Genomic DNA, 14,711 nt, shown 5'->3' with positions numbered 1-14,711 from the left:
TGGAGGCTAATAATAGCTAATGGCTGATTATTATTTAGCCATTAGTTATTATCTGTTAATTAAATCGAACAAATTCCTCTACCTGCGTTAAGTGAGAAGTATCTCCCTTTAGTTCTAGCAACCATTCTGGGTGTTGGCGCACAACTTTGACTAAGCTACATAAGGAAGCCTTGACTTCTGTTACAGCAATTTCACCAACAAGCCCCATAGCTGCTCCTAGTACAGATGCACCATGCCCTACCAGCAAAATATTGTCTGGAGAAAATTCCATCGCCAAACATCTGGCGGTTTGCCCGGAACGCGATCGCACTTGTTGTTGAGTTTCTGGGTATTTAGCGGCAATGCGGGATGTATAGCTGGTATCTATTCTAGGGAATAATTCTGCCAAGGCTGGAGTAGATAGTCTGTCTGGTTCTTCCCTCATCCAAGCAGGATTCAGCCATTCGCTTAATCCTGTTTCCAGTTTAATTGGCAAATCAAGAACTTCTGCAACTGCATTTGCCGTTTGTACAGTTCGTAGGAAAGGAGAAGCAAAAATATGGGCTATTTTTTCTCTTTTTAGGCGCTTAGCTAACTGCTTTGCTTGTATGAAGCCATCTTCAGACAAAGGTGGATCGTAGCGTCGTTCAGCTGTCAGAAACCAATCAGGGTTAACAAAGTCGAGGCGATTAGCGTGTCTGGCGATCCAGATGATTTGACTCATGGGTTGATTCCCAAGGGGATACACTTGGCGGACTGCAAAGTAAATATCATCTCATGTTGGGAAATTCAAGGATTTAAAGAATTTGACAAGTTTAGAGCCATCATTTTAAGTTGATTGTGTCTCATTAACCTACAACTTCAACCATCCAAATAACTGCCCTACAGTTATTTGCAGGTTACTAACCAAATCAGGAGCTGGTAATATATCTTGTTCCTCTTGTAAGATTTCTGGTTGCTGCCCTAATGGATAAACTAAAAGCGATCGCTCATCTGGATCAATCAGCCAACCCATACGACAGCCATGTTTTAGACAATACAAAATATTACCAGTAACTTTCGTCGGACTTTGTTCTGGTGATAAAATTTCAATAGTCCAATCGGGAGCAGCTTTAAACACATTCGCTACATCTCCATTTTCATCTATAGGAATTCTTTCCCAAGCGAAAACTGCTACATCTGGCACAATCGAACGTCCAGCAAAGGTACACCGCAACTCTGGAAAAGCAAGGGCAATTTTCTTTGACTTCGCCACAGCATTAATAGCACTGACTAATTCGCCCTGGATAATACTATGCTTTCCTTGAGGCATTGGTTTTTGAATGACTTGTCCGTTAATGTATTCGCTTGCTGGCTTTGTTTCTGGCAGTTTGAGAAACTCTTCCAAAGTCAGTGTTTTTGTTGGTAGCTGTACCATGTTGCATTAGCCTCCTACACCCAGAGGATGTATGTAAATCTCATATAATCAACGACCAACAACTTTGAACTCTTTTTATACTAGAGGCTTTCGACTATCCGCTCCTATCCCTTGTTAGGCTGCATAATGCAACCGATAACTCCAATTTACTGTGTTTCCAAATACCATCACCGGGAATGACCAATTACTCTAAAAGTTAAATTGATTCTTGGTTGAACCTTCTTTGATGTTTTTGGGATCTGATGCTGCCAAAAATGCTGGGTTGCACCCGCCATGAAAAGGAAGCTTCCATGTGTTAACTCAATTTCTGTTTTCAAATCCTTATTGTGCTTATGCCTAAACATAAACCTTCTTATTCCGCCAAAGCTAACAGAACCAATTACAGGATTGTTACCTAGCTCTGGTTCAGCATCACTGTGCCAGGATATCCCATCATTTCCGTCTCGGTAAAGATTTAGCAAAACGCTGTTAAACCTAACTTTTGCAATCTCCTCAACTTTCTCTTTTACTTGTAGCAGCGTGGGTGTCCAAGGTTCTGGATCAAGATGAATACCTGAGAATGTATATGACTTGTCTCTATCTCCATACCAAGCAGTTTTTCTCGGTAAGTTTACCTCCTTACCGTAAATTTTCATCTTGTCTTGTCGCCATTTTATTTCGTTAAACAAGGTTTGAAAAAGCTCATCGCTCTCTTGCTGATTAAAAAAATTGCGATAGAAAATAACATCTGCATCTGACATAGATAAAACTTCTTTCTCTAAGCTCTTCATTGACTCATCTATAACGGAGTCGAACCCGGAGAATAAGTCACCCTGAATCGCGTTTATAGCAGTTCTATTTTTCATAAAAGTTTCTCTTAAAGATGTAAAGGAATTGTCTTTCATATCTTTTTATTTTTCTTTTTTCAAATTTTCCAGTTTTAACATAGAAAATTTCTTTATAAATTGCTTCATCTGAATGAGAGGAATTATGAACTGTATGATATTCGTCGAATAGGTTATAGAAATTATCTATTCTGTAGTTCTTTGCATTATGACACGGACTTGTACAAATAATGCGATTAATTCCTTCAAAACAATTGATTATTAGTTGATATAGCTTCTTCAGGTCGAATCCTTCTACATCTATTATGTTTGAAAAAAGATGAATCTTAATATTACTAGGACTTGAAATAAAGTCACTAGAGTCTAGGTTATCTATGTACTTATTGACTGTTCGTATTATAGAGTTACTAGAAAGAGTGAACTGTAACATTTGGCGAACAAAGCCGTAGCCGCGCCACAGTGCGTTCTATGAGTGCCATTGATTCTATTTTAGGGCTGATGCGTTTCTCAATGAAATAGTCGATTAAAACGCAGGTTGCAAGCGCTTGACCACATCCCCAGTCGATAATTTCTACGCTTTTACCTTCTGTGTACTGAAAGTTGGTTGAAGAAAACGCTGCGTAGAGTTTGTGAAAATGGTGTCCGCCGTAGAGAGCAATATATGTATCACATTCCGCTTCTTCATTTAGTACTTTCGTACCATGATCTAGATTGTGATGTGGAAGTTGAAGATTTTTTGCTCTGGGTTTGTAAATGTCATCAAGAAACCTTATCTGTGCTTTCTGTGGGCTTGAAATGATCATAAAAGGTCTTAAGAGAAGATCTAACTTCCCTATTAAGTTGCCCACATTACGGTTGCAATCTAACCACTTAATTATACGGAAATTTTCAATGTATTACTCTATGAGGAGACTATTAGCGAAACTTCCCATATATCTCCCTTATTAATGAAGGCAAAACCAGATTTTTTCCGTATATTAACCTATGTCAGTTGACATTGACTATCAATTTCGATCTGTCTCAAACTTGAGCCGATACAATTCATAATCAAGCATCGATTAATATGCGTCTAGAAAAACATGGTTTACAGTGTAGAGGTAGAGGTGATGTTTTTTGTGTAAAATTATTACCGTTTACCCCAAATAAGCCTTTCTGACTCGTTCATCAGTGATTAATTCCGATGCTGCACCTGTTAAAGTAATCGAACCTGCATCCAAAACATATCCTCTATCGGCAATTTGTAAAGCAAGATTAGCATTTTGTTCAACTAAGAGGATAGTCACACCTGTAGCACGTAAATTTTCAATGATAGTGAAAATTTCTCGAACTATTGCTGGTGCTAAACCTAAACTGGGTTCATCCAATAACAAAAGTTTTGGTTTACTCATCAAAGCACGGGCAATAGCTAACATTTGTTGTTCACCACCGCTGAGGGTTCCTGCTAGTTGATTGCGTCTTTGTGCCAAGCGTGGAAACATCTCAAATTGACGCTGTATATCAGCTTTTATTTCTGCTTGACGAGAACGAATATACGCACCCAAGAGCAAATTATCATAAACAGTTTGTCGCGCTAATACTCTCCGTCCTTCTGGACAATGGGCGATACCCAGTTGCACAACTTCGTGAGGTTGGCGGCGGACAATGTTGCGGCCACTATAGATAATCTCGCCACTTTTAGGATTAATTATTTTGGAGATTGCCCGGAGAGTAGTAGTTTTGCCAGCACCGTTGGCACCAATAAGAGTAACTACCTCGCTATTATTAACAACTAAATTAATATTTTGAAGAGCTTGAATACCACCATAGTTAACATATAAATTTTTAATTTCTAAAACAGGATATTTTTGTGTATTTCTCTGAATTTCATCGGTATTCATCTGTAATTGATTAAATATTTAGTATGTTTTCTTAGTGTCCCTTCGCTGCGCTCGAGGGCAAGCTTAGTGCCTTGGTGGTTAATATAAATTATTCAGTTCCCAAATACGCCTCTATTACAGCTGGATTATTTTTAACCGCTGTTGGTTCACCCAAAGCAATTAACTGACCAAAATCTAAAACAGCAATGCGATCGCACAACCCCATCACCAAAGGAACATGATGTTCAATCAGAATTACCGTCAAATGAAAGAGATCGCGCAGGTTGCGAATAAACTCACTGAGTTGCTGCTTTTCGCTGGGGTTCATCCCTGCTGCGGGTTCGTCGAGGAGTAAGACTTGTGGTTCTAAGGCTAATGCACGGGCAATTTCTAAGCGCCTTTGATCGCCGTAAGCAAAGTTTCTAGCTTTTTCTTCGGCACGTTCTTGCAAACCAACTAATTCTAGTAATTCCCAAGCTTTCTGCTTACTTTTGCGTTCCTCTGCGGGTGCTGGTGGCACTCCCAGAACACCAGTGAACATATTACTATGAGTATGCAAATGTCGAGCAATAATGACATTTTCTAGTGCTGAAAGTTCACCAAACAAGCGAATATTTTGGAAGGTTCGAGCAATCCCTAAAGCGGCAATTTGATGGGGACGCAGTTGAGAGATTTCTTGATTTTGATAAGTTAATTGTCCACTTGAAGGAGGAATTAAGCCCGTAATTAAATTAAATAAAGTTGTTTTACCAGCACCATTAGGGCCTATCAATCCAAAAATTTCATATTTGTTAACGGTAAAAGATATATTATTCACTGCTACTAGACCACCAAAGCGGCGAGTCAGAGCTTTTGCTTCTAAAATAACACTGCTGTTAGATAATGTATCGTCTGACATTGTTTAGCGTGGTAAGCTGATCAACCAATAAGCGTTGCATATTTACTCTAATGGTCGTCATTAGTCATTTGTATTTACAAAGGACTAATGACAAAGGACTAATGACGGTTTAGAGCTTGCTGCTTTGTCTAGTCCGAAGTTTGCGCCGTTTAAAAATATCTGGAGTAACAAGTCCTTGGGGGAAAAAGATTGTTCCCACAACTATCAGTAAACCAAAAATAATTAATCTACCATCTCTTAGAAACTGAGCTAACCAATCGGGTAAACCACCTGTATCGGCGATGCTTCTCAATACTTCTGGTAAGGCTGTAAATAACATACCGCCTACTACCGCTCCCAAAAAAGTTCTGGAACCACCAATTAAGACAAAAGTTAAGTAAATAATACTGGCATCAAATGTACCTTGACGGGCATTCCAGGTATTGAGAAAATGGGCACTAATAGTACCAACAACTCCTGCTAAAATTGCTCCTAATGTAAATGCTAAAACTTTATAGTAAGTTGGGTTGATTCCCATTGCACTTGCTGCTAATTCATCTTCACGAATGGCAGTTAAAGCCCTACCTACGCGGATGCATTCTAGACGGTAGATTAAAACCATACTAATTATTAGTAATGGTAGAGCAATCCACAAATATTCTATTGGCGTTTGGAAAGGTTGGGGAATGCCAAAAATCCCAACTGCACCGCCTGTAATATCCAAATTGAGGGAGATAACGCGCAGAACTTCCACAAAAGCAATGGTAGCGATCGCTAAATAAATTCCCCGCAACCGCAATGCTGGAATTCCCACCGCTACACCCAATAAACCAGAAACTAAACCAGCAATTAACATTTCCAACAACAATAGCGCGATCGGAAATGAATCGCCGGTGGAGGTGAAAAGTGTTGTAGAAAGAATTGCTGCTATATATCCACCTAAAGCATAAAATCCAGGACTAGCTAATGACAACTGCCCAGCCATCAGTGGTAAATACAGTGAAAGCCCTAGCAGCGCCCCTAATACCATAGAAACTATTAAGGAGCCATAGGTAGCAAAAAATTCAGCCATTTTCAATAATTGTTAAGTAGGTCGCAACAAATAAACTTAATTGGTAATCACTAACAAACACCAAGCAACAAACAACAAATAAAATAACATGCCCAATGTTGAGAGATGAAAAAATCTGGGAATACTAATGAGAGTGAATCAGTTGCTGTAGCAGCTTAACCTTACAGAAAGTTAGGCGGCAAACTTAACTAAAAGTATTTGGGCATGAACAAAGACCAGACGATAAGTAATAGTCCCCAAACACATCAGCAAGAAAGCTTCTCGGCTGCATTTTTACTCCAGGTCGTCAATGCCATATCCGATCCAGTCTTTGTCAAAGACCGCCAACATCGCTGGGTACTGCTCAATGATGCCTTTTGTCAGTTCATGGGAGTTAGCCAGGAAAAACTACTTGGCAAGTCAGATTATGACTTCTTCCCAAAAGAACAGGCAGATGTGTTTTGGAAAAAGGATGAACTCGTTTTTACTACAGGTATTATCAATGAAAATGAGGAATTATTTACCGATACTCAAGGATTGATTCACGTAATTTTTACCAAAAAAAGTTTGTTTGAGGATGGGGCTGGTAATCAATTTCTGGTTGGTACGATTAGAGATATTACAGAACACAAGCAAGCGGAGGAAGCCTTGCGCCGCAGTAACGCCGTGTTGCAAGCTCAACAAGAAGCCGCCCTTGATGGCATTCTGATTATTGATGAAAATCGTCGAGTTGCATCATACAATCAGCGTTTTGCCGAGTTATGGCAAATTCCGCAGACAGTTATCCAGACTGGTGACGATCGCCAACTTTTGCAATCGGTGTTAGACCAACTAGAAAATCCAGAGGAATTTCTGGCTAAGGTGGAATATTTGTACCAACATCCAGAGGAAAGCAGCCGTGATGAAATTTCTTTGAAACAAGGACGGATATTTGACCGTTATTCTGCGCCTGTGCGATCGCCCTTAGGAAATTATTTTGGCAGGATTTGGTATTTCCGAAATATCACCGAACGCAAGCAAGCTGAAGCAACTTTACAAAAGCAAGAGCAATTTTTACGCAGCATTTACGATGGTGTAGACCAACTTATATTTGTTGTCGATGTTCTGGAAAATAATGATTTTCGTTATGCTGGCTGGAACTCTCCTACAGAACGTATAACAGGCATTAGTAGCGCTGATGGAGTTGGTAAATCTCCAGAGGATATACATGGTGAAGTTCAAGCTCAAGCAATACGTCAGCAATATATGGAATGCGTGGTGACAGGTAAATCTTTCACTAATGAAGAGTACCTGAGTTTTCAAGGGCAAGAAACTTGGTTGCTGACTACTCTTAATCCTTTAAAAGATAATTCTGGTCAAGTCTATCGCATTGTTGGTACTACCTTCGACATCAGCGATCGCAAACGGGCTGAAATTCAGTTAAAGCAGCAGGCAAAAGACTTAGAAAAAACTTTACAACAACTGCAACACACTCAGATACAACTAATTCAAAGTGAAAAAATGTCTAGCTTGGGTCAATTGGTAGCGGGAGTTGCCCACGAAATCAACAATCCCACCAGCTTTATCTTCGGTAATCTTATTCATGCCAAAGAATATGTCCAAGACTTACTCAAACTGGTGCAACTTTACCAACGATACTATCCCGATTCTATACCGGAAATACAAGCGCAGATAAAAGCCATTGACCTAGATTTTCTGATAGCAGACTTGCCGAAGCTTCTCAACTCAATGGAGATAGGAGCAGAACGCATTCGGCAGATAGTGCTTTCGTTGCGAACTTTCTCCCGCATGGATGAAGCCGAAATGAAAGAGGTGGATATCCATGAGGGTATCGACAGTACACTAATGATTCTGGCACATCGGCTCAAAGACCAGGGCGATCGCTCAGCGATTGAAGTGATTAAAGAATACGGCAACCTAATACCAGTGGAGTGTTACGCTGGACAGATCAATCAGGTGTTTATGAATATTTTGACCAATGCCATTGATGCATTAGAAGAGTCATTAGTCAATAGTCATTTGTCATTGGTAGACAAAAAAGGACAAAGGACAACGCCACAAATTCGTATTTGCACGCTATTAACTACCAATAATAAAGTAAAAATTAAGATTGCAGATAACGGCCCGGGAATACCAGAGACTGTTAAACAGCGTTTATTTGACCCCTTCTTTACTACTAAACCCATAGGTAAAGGGACAGGGATGGGACTTTCTATTAGCTATCAGATTATTACAGAAAGACATGGTGGTTCCTTAGAATGTATTTCACAACCAGGAAGTGGTGCTGAGTTTGTGATTTCTATCCCTCTGCGCCAAACGTAGATTCAGCTATGCACTATCATCTTTTAAATAATTATCTAGATATTTATTGACCACTAAGTAGAACAACTTAATTAAACGTAGAATACATTTTTTCAGATATCAGGTTTCTAGGTCTTTAGCTTGTTTTTGTTGAGCTACTCAATAATTTTATTTATATGGCAACAATGATTTTAACCAACTATACTTGGTATATAATGCTAAATTTAGAACATCATTGACGATACTAACAAATACTGAAATATGCAAAATCATTCCGTCAAAGTTATTCAACCAAGTGGAAGTCTAGATGCTAGTAAATCACAGGAGTTTCGGGAGAAAATTACCGAAATTATAGAAAGTGGTGCAAAAACTGTATTAGTTGATTTTCAAGATGTGACTTTTATGGATAGCTCTGGACTTGGGGCTGTTGTTTTAGCATTTAAAGTCCTGCGAGCAGCAGACAAAAAGTTGGTATTATGTTCTATTAATGAGCAGGTCAGGCTCTTATTTGAACTTACTGGTATGGATAAAGTTTTTGAAATTTTTCCTAATCAGGATGAATTTAATAAATTGACTAATTAGTTTTATGTATTATGAACTGACAACTAAATTATGCATAAAAATATTTATAATCTTAATTGACTATAATGTATGGCATGAATAGAATCAAAACTTATATTTTTCTATTCAACTCATTTGCCAATTAAAAATTAATATAAATTTTTAGTAAATAAATACTAATATTTATTCTCGGTAAAAATTAATTAAACTTCATTTGAAGTATAGATAAATCATCATCAAAAACCTCTTTTTGGTTTACAAGTATTAACTGTTTAATTATCTGGTTGATTTGGCAATCAACAGAATTCTGTAAACTAACAAGAGTTCTAATGAATGCATCTAAACCCCAAAGTGTACCATCAGATTTAGTGATTTCATAAGCACCATCGCTAAAAATATAAAGATTACTATCTTCTTCTATTTCACAAAAACCATCAATATATTTGACCTGTGGAAACATCCCAACGGGCATGCCAGGAGTTCTTAAAAGTTTGACTTCGATGGTATTTGTGGATTTACCTGATAATAAAATTGCAGGCGGATGCCCTGCACTAGAATATATTAACTGGTGCTGGACACGATTATAAACGCCATACCAAATAGTAAAGTATTTATCATTTTGATAATTCATCTGAAATGTGTCATTTAACGCCTTGAGTACCTCACTCGGTTGATAGTAATTAAGACTTTTGAGAGCACGCGATCGCAGTAAATTTAGCACGGAAATTGAAGGCAAAGTAGCTCTAAGTCCATGTCCGGCTGTGTCTAGCAAGTAAATTGCTAGATAATCAGGATCAAGCCAGTAATAATCAAAACAATCGCCTCCCAATTGGCGTGAGGGAATGAAGCAAAAATCAATGCTTAAAGGTTCTGTCATCGGGGCAGGTAGAAGCGATCGCACGTATTCCGCTGCTTCTGCCAACTCTGCTTCTAAGATTTGCTTTTGAGTTTGTAAATCTCGACTTAACTGATGCAAGCGCAATCCCGCTCTTACCCGCGCCTGTAATTCATTATGTTCGATAGGTTTGGTGATAAAATCGTCAGCGCCAGCATCTAAACCCTTAACGCGATCGGCAACAGAATCTAAAGATGTTAAAAGAATAAAAAATGTGGTGGATAAATTTGGATCTGCTTTAATGCGTTGGCAAACTTCTAGTCCATTCATACCAGGCATGATCCAATCACAAATAATTAATGCCGGATGCCCAGTAAATGCTTGTAAAATTCCTTCCTCACCGTTGCTGGCAGCAGCTACCTTGTAACCCTGTCTTTCCAGCATTCTTTTCAGCAGTAACCGTACTGCTGGATCATCATCAATTACTAGGATTTGAAACATAGGATTGGAAAAAAAGGAAGAAGGTAGAAGGCAGCACTTTCCCGCTAGGGTAAAGGTTAAAGGGGCAAGGGTAAAGGAAAATAAGCCTTTACCCTTACCCTTACCCCTAATCCCACCGCGTGAGGTGGTTTGCAAATCGTTTGCACGAACTCAGTTTTAATATAAACGGCTAATTATAGTGATGACACTGGGTTGAGCCAAAAAAGTATAGTGCGTTTAAGCTGATTCAGGTCACGGTATACTTCTTGTCTAAACCATTGGCCGATAGCATCCAAGGGGTTAAAGTCCTTGCCCGTTTGCCATTTCACATCTTGCCCTAGGGGTGTGAGGTGATTTCCCTGGAGTGTTTGTACTGTTACCATGCCTGGGAAGCGTTTTTGCAACAGTTCAGTTAAAGCTGCTGATTGGTCAATCGTATCATTGCTAAATTTAATTAGCAAATTGCGGCGGACGTTGTAGCTTTCCTGTACGAGTTTGTTTGTCTCCAAGGGTGAGGGGGTAAACTCGACTGCAAAGTTAGAATTAAATTGGAATGTCGAATTGAACTGTTCTATTAAGGGGATAGCTTCGCGTGCAGCGTAGTTGTTGAAAGAGACGAGGATGTTACCCGCACGTTCTACTGGGAAAAGACTACCGATGAGCAAATGTAGTTTGCACCCCATGCTGTGCCCAACACCATAAATGGGGAGATAGCTTTTGCCTAATGCTCCTCTGTCCTCCAAGCGTACCAAGGCACGTTCAAAGTTGAGAAGTACTTGCTCAGCGATCGCTCTATGATCTAGAGTGTTCGCAAACGGCGTAGCAACGACAATATAGCCTTTTTCTACTATGCTTTCCAATAATAAACGGTAGGTGATGTGCGGGGCTGTAGCCACAAATGCACCTCCAAGGAAATGAATTATACCGATAGGATTTCGGGGAATCAACACCCAGTTACCAGAGATTTCTGTCCAGTACATACTGATGGCGATCGCTCGCTAATTCGTTTAACACTTTTTTATGTTAAACCTGGCTTAGCTTGGTTGTAGAGGTTCTGGTAGAGATATAACTGCGATCGTCATTTGTCACTAGTCATTTGTCCTTGGTTATTAATGATCAATGACTAATGACGACCCTCACGAGCAATTGTGTAATTTTAAGGCGTTACAGCTTACTATTCCCTATAAATAAAAATCCCCGGCTCTGAGTCCGGGAATCGTGTAGTTTGACACTCTTGCACTTGATTTATGATGTATCTACAATACTCATTTTTCAATCTACAGATGTGCCAAAATGCCAAAAGCAACTAAATATTTCCGTAACTTTATTTTCTGTGTTTATCTAGTGTATGCAAATAAGTACAACTAGGATTATTTGCTTTTCAAGTACTAACCTAGGATGTAACTATTATTTCATTCAATTCACAATAAAAGACCCCTGTGGCTAAGCAGGGGAAAAGATTTTTGCAAGTCGCGCTAATTTTGTGCAAGAACGGATTGCTCACTTAATGTACTTTTTATTCAATCCGAATTGTTGCCAAAATGCCAAAATAAAATCTTGTCGCTTCCCAAGCAATACCCCCACCATCATGGACGTCTAGACGGGGTATGGTTTGGCTGGTTAGCAATCTAATCTGCCACTACCGCGATCGCCTTCATCATTGTTCATCATAGATGCTCCCTAACGATCCAAGGTTCTTCATTTCCATCTACAGGCAACAATAAGACGAACAGGAAAATAGAGTTGTTAATCCAAAAAAAATCTGACAAATAGGCAGAAATCATTTCTTATCTGTTTAATAACAGGATGTTTCCACAGACACAAAAAGAGAGAAAAATTTTACACAATGGTTCATACCCCTCAGTTAAAGAAGTGTATGATTGAGTTCATAGTAAGTGCTAATTTTATAGAAAATTACTAGGCTTTTAAAGTGATGATGAAAAAATAACTTTCCTCTCTCATATTTTTTATGTATGCCTAGATGTATTGATTTTAATGCTGATTCTGTAATCTCCCCATTTCATGTTGTACTTCTAATGCAATCTGTAAAGCCTCGTTCAATAATTTTCCATGCTCACTGGCTTGTTCGTTTACTTGCATTGCTGTTAAAGCTGCTAGATTATTTGCAAATAATTCAGTATTGCTAATAATAAATTTTTTGTTCTCTCTCAAGATTCTCTCTGTCTTCAAAGCACGAACTAAATCCGCTCTCGCCAATTTCAACGCTTCTATAACTTTGTTTCTTTCTTTAATTGTCACTCCTAGATTGCCGGCTGCTTCTATCTGATCGTTAATATCTATCGCTTTAATAACAGAATTATATCTATCAACTTCCATGAGGAGAATCTGTAGAGAACGTGTAATATTAGTTTTAACTATCTTATTTTTTTGTCTCCAAATTAGATATAATAGTAATTGTATTAGTACACTACTACCAAAACAAAATCCTAAAAATAAAATCCAAGATGGTGCCATTCTAGGAGTAAAGTTTTTGGCAATAAAATCAAATATTAGATAGCTAATAACTAATATAGTGACACCGATATATACTACAGTCACACCCTCTGGCCCTTTGATTTTGTCAAAAATATTTTTGATAAATCTCTCCAGAGGTCTAATAATAATTATTAGTTCATAATCAATAGGTAAATTAGTCAATTCCCGAAGTTGATTTTGACTAATTTCTAAGCCTTGTAAATCCTCACGCACAGCTGCCTAATCTCCGCCAAAATAGTTTTTTACGTACTACGTGCAAATCAAATTTATGGCATGTTAATCAAATCTTAATTTGACTAAGCTAAATTACCTCTTGTAGTAATCGCTACCTGGCAAAAAGCTACTTGTTCATGTGACGCGATTACATAATTTGAGTGTATTGCACACGATTGTAAACCGCTATATGTCTTTAGTACTTCGTTAACTTGTTTCTTTACTCAAATGTAAGAGTGACTATATGTTACTAGAACACCAATTCAGTAATCTTCACATTAGAAGGGAATGAGGACTTGGGATCATGGGGAGAGTCCAGTTTTATATTCTCCCCACCTCCCTATCTCCCACCTTCCCCTTTCCCCCTCTCCCTTGTCTCCCCTTTTATAGTGCCGGAGCAGCCCCTAACAAACCTATCGCTCCCAACAGCATACTTATGCGATCCCAAAAGACAAATCCTTGGTAAGCGCTCACACTATCTTGATATTGATAGCGTGCTAATGCAATCCCCACAAACAGCAACATTACTGAAGAGAAAACTCCAAACAACAGAGGATGTCCCATCGGCAGCAGTAACAGGGCAAACGGGATTGACACAACCACTATGCCAATTAATCCCCAGGCAATTAAGAAAGCTGTTCGCTTTCCCCAGGAATTGACAATGGTGACAATCCCCTGAGTGCGATCGCCTGCTGCATCATGTACGTCCCAGATAATTTCCTTAGCCAATGTATATAAAAATACAAAAGCACTGGGGTAAAGCAGTGCTAAAGGCCGAGCTACTACCAAACTACCCAGAAAAATGATCGCAGCGGCGATCGCTGCCACAATAAAATTCGCGAAAATGCCATTACGGATTAATAGATGCGAGTAATTCCATAGCAAGATGGTACTAACAGCTACTAGAATAAAACAATATATTCCTAGAGGAATTGCTGCGATCGGAGCGCAGGTAAACAGAATCACAGCAGCCCACCAAACTTGCTGGGGTGAAAGGCGACCAGATGGCAGTGGTCTTTCAGGGTGATCGATTCGGTCTTTATCTATATCCCAATAGTCATTGATCGCACAGGCCGCAGAGTGTGTACAGATTAAGATAGTTGCCGTCAGCAGGTATTTATATAATGGAGCGGCTGAGTTCAGCGCATAGATCGTGGCACAACCAACTAAAGCAGCAAGGATAGCAACTGGTAGCCGAAAAAGTTGGGCAAAATCACGAATCAGGCTTATTCCGTCACTAGAATCAGGAGATAAGGAAGCATTTTGTCCTGATGTAGAAGTGAACGAACCAGCTTTTTTGTTAACGTGCAATTGTTCGCTCATCGCCAACCTCACATATTCAATAATGTGGGTAATAAAAAACACAATTTCACTCCCATTGCCGTTACCCCTGAAACCTTAACGGAAATTTTTGCTCAGTCAATCTGCGAGCATAAACTTCATACTCGTTAAAGTCAGGTATAGGCTATGGAGTATTGGGTATATGCGAAAAAACTCTTTGATACTTGTTTTCTAGTTTGTTTTATGCATACCTACTTACTCAGTCTATCTCACTTATCTTGATTTAGAGATTTTGTCAAGCTGTTTGTAAAAATATGCAACATGCCGAACAAAATTAAAGCAGTGCTTGCATACTGCATAAGCCTGAACTCACGAAGTGTTTAATCAAGTTTTGGCACAAAATTGTTAATGAGGAAATTTCCTCTGATGATGTTAGGGGCTAATTCCCTCACTGTGGTTTATTGATAATGAAAGCTGCTATAATCCTTCAACTCACAAATTTATCAATAAATACTCGTATTCTGAATGAAATTATTGTAT

13 protein-coding genes are annotated in these 14,711 nt (G+C 38.9%); 2 read left to right on the top strand and 11 right to left on the bottom strand.

The features are described from left to right. Window positions 1–55 precede the first annotated feature (55 nt). The 7 genes from FIS9605_RS0116515 to FIS9605_RS0116480 all read right to left on the bottom strand — a co-directional run bounded on the left by FIS9605_RS0116515 (window position 56) and on the right by FIS9605_RS0116480 (window position 6,025). On the bottom strand, window positions 56–703 hold the full coding sequence (locus tag FIS9605_RS0116515) for a histidine phosphatase family protein (RefSeq protein WP_026733588.1): 648 nt from the start codon (window positions 701–703) through the stop codon (window positions 56–58). 129 nt (window positions 704–832) lie between these two features. Then, window positions 833–1,396 (bottom strand): Uma2 family endonuclease, encoded by a 564-nt coding sequence (locus FIS9605_RS0116510; RefSeq protein ID WP_026733587.1) that lies wholly within the window; start codon window positions 1,394–1,396, stop codon window positions 833–835. A gap of 167 nt (window positions 1,397–1,563) precedes the next feature. Continuing rightward, a complete protein-coding gene (locus FIS9605_RS0116505; RefSeq protein ID WP_231510385.1) occupies window positions 1,564–2,280 on the bottom strand; it encodes an alpha-ketoglutarate-dependent dioxygenase AlkB family protein in 717 nt (238 codons plus the stop codon). A 347-nt stretch (window positions 2,281–2,627) separates the two neighbouring features. Then, a complete protein-coding gene (locus FIS9605_RS0116495; protein WP_155960447.1) occupies window positions 2,628–3,023 on the bottom strand; it encodes a hypothetical protein in 396 nt (131 codons plus the stop codon). 330 nt (window positions 3,024–3,353) lie between these two features. Next, window positions 3,354–4,097 carry an ABC transporter ATP-binding protein gene (locus FIS9605_RS0116490; RefSeq protein ID WP_026733583.1) on the bottom strand — a complete coding sequence of 248 codons (744 nt, stop codon included), beginning with the start codon at window positions 4,095–4,097 and terminating at the stop codon, window positions 3,354–3,356. Window positions 4,098–4,185: 88 nt separating this feature from the next. Next, window positions 4,186–4,974: an ABC transporter ATP-binding protein gene (locus FIS9605_RS0116485; protein ID WP_026733582.1), complete on the bottom strand. Its 789-nt coding sequence runs from the start codon at window positions 4,972–4,974 to the stop codon at window positions 4,186–4,188. A 109-nt stretch (window positions 4,975–5,083) separates the two neighbouring features. Then, the gene (locus tag FIS9605_RS0116480; protein WP_026733581.1) at window positions 5,084–6,025 is read right to left on the bottom strand and encodes a branched-chain amino acid ABC transporter permease; all 942 of its coding nucleotides are present in this window, start codon (window positions 6,023–6,025) and stop codon (window positions 5,084–5,086) included. Window positions 6,026–6,229: 204 nt separating this feature from the next. On the opposite strand from FIS9605_RS0116480, the gene FIS9605_RS37270 reads away from it, so the two are divergent. Continuing rightward, window positions 6,230–8,326, top strand: coding sequence for a PAS domain-containing sensor histidine kinase (locus FIS9605_RS37270; protein WP_051470044.1), 2,097 nt, complete (start codon window positions 6,230–6,232; stop codon window positions 8,324–8,326). A gap of 240 nt (window positions 8,327–8,566) precedes the next feature. Further along, the gene (locus FIS9605_RS0116470) at window positions 8,567–8,887 is read left to right on the top strand and encodes an STAS domain-containing protein (protein ID WP_026733580.1); all 321 of its coding nucleotides are present in this window, start codon (window positions 8,567–8,569) and stop codon (window positions 8,885–8,887) included. Between the two features lie 178 nt (window positions 8,888–9,065). On the opposite strand, the gene FIS9605_RS0116465 is transcribed toward FIS9605_RS0116470, so the two are convergent. From FIS9605_RS0116465 to FIS9605_RS0116450, 4 genes are all read right to left on the bottom strand, one after another. After that, window positions 9,066–10,202, bottom strand: a complete 1,137-nt coding sequence (locus FIS9605_RS0116465; RefSeq protein WP_026733579.1) for a PP2C family protein-serine/threonine phosphatase — start codon at window positions 10,200–10,202, stop codon at window positions 9,066–9,068. Window positions 10,203–10,375: 173 nt separating this feature from the next. After that, the gene (locus FIS9605_RS0116460) at window positions 10,376–11,161 is read right to left on the bottom strand and encodes a DUF1350 family protein (RefSeq protein WP_026733578.1); all 786 of its coding nucleotides are present in this window, start codon (window positions 11,159–11,161) and stop codon (window positions 10,376–10,378) included. Window positions 11,162–12,173: 1,012 nt separating this feature from the next. Continuing rightward, window positions 12,174–12,890, bottom strand: coding sequence for a hypothetical protein (locus FIS9605_RS0116455; RefSeq protein WP_026733577.1), 717 nt, complete (start codon window positions 12,888–12,890; stop codon window positions 12,174–12,176). Window positions 12,891–13,274: 384 nt separating this feature from the next. After that, the gene (locus FIS9605_RS0116450) at window positions 13,275–14,255 is read right to left on the bottom strand and encodes a geranylgeranylglycerol-phosphate geranylgeranyltransferase (RefSeq protein WP_231510384.1); all 981 of its coding nucleotides are present in this window, start codon (window positions 14,253–14,255) and stop codon (window positions 13,275–13,277) included. Window positions 14,256–14,711 lie beyond the last annotated feature (456 nt).

This window comes from Fischerella sp. PCC 9605 (genome assembly GCF_000517105.1).
GTDB lineage: Bacteria > Cyanobacteriota > Cyanobacteriia > Cyanobacteriales > Nostocaceae > PCC9605.
This window is presented reverse-complemented; position numbering and strand designations above follow the sequence as displayed.

What these genes read in the sequence shown, in the direction of transcription:
- FIS9605_RS0116515 (WP_026733588.1), bottom strand. Translation starts at nt 703, where the DNA reads ATGAGTCAAATCATCTGGATCGCCAGACACGCTAATCGCCTCGACTTT.
- FIS9605_RS0116510 (WP_026733587.1), bottom strand. Translation starts at nt 1,396, where the DNA reads ATGGTACAGCTACCAACAAAAACACTGACTTTGGAAGAGTTTCTCAAA.
- FIS9605_RS0116505 (WP_231510385.1), bottom strand. Translation starts at nt 2,280, where the DNA reads ATGAAAGACAATTCCTTTACATCTTTAAGAGAAACTTTTATGAAAAAT.
- FIS9605_RS0116495 (WP_155960447.1), bottom strand. Translation starts at nt 3,023, where the DNA reads ATGATCATTTCAAGCCCACAGAAAGCACAGATAAGGTTTCTTGATGAC.
- FIS9605_RS0116490 (WP_026733583.1), bottom strand. Translation starts at nt 4,097, where the DNA reads ATGAATACCGATGAAATTCAGAGAAATACACAAAAATATCCTGTTTTA.
- FIS9605_RS0116485 (WP_026733582.1), bottom strand. Translation starts at nt 4,974, where the DNA reads ATGTCAGACGATACATTATCTAACAGCAGTGTTATTTTAGAAGCAAAA.
- FIS9605_RS0116480 (WP_026733581.1), bottom strand. Translation starts at nt 6,025, where the DNA reads ATGGCTGAATTTTTTGCTACCTATGGCTCCTTAATAGTTTCTATGGTA.
- FIS9605_RS37270 (WP_051470044.1), top strand. Translation starts at nt 6,230, where the DNA reads ATGAACAAAGACCAGACGATAAGTAATAGTCCCCAAACACATCAGCAA.
- FIS9605_RS0116470 (WP_026733580.1), top strand. Translation starts at nt 8,567, where the DNA reads ATGCAAAATCATTCCGTCAAAGTTATTCAACCAAGTGGAAGTCTAGAT.
- FIS9605_RS0116465 (WP_026733579.1), bottom strand. Translation starts at nt 10,202, where the DNA reads ATGTTTCAAATCCTAGTAATTGATGATGATCCAGCAGTACGGTTACTG.
- FIS9605_RS0116460 (WP_026733578.1), bottom strand. Translation starts at nt 11,161, where the DNA reads ATGTACTGGACAGAAATCTCTGGTAACTGGGTGTTGATTCCCCGAAAT.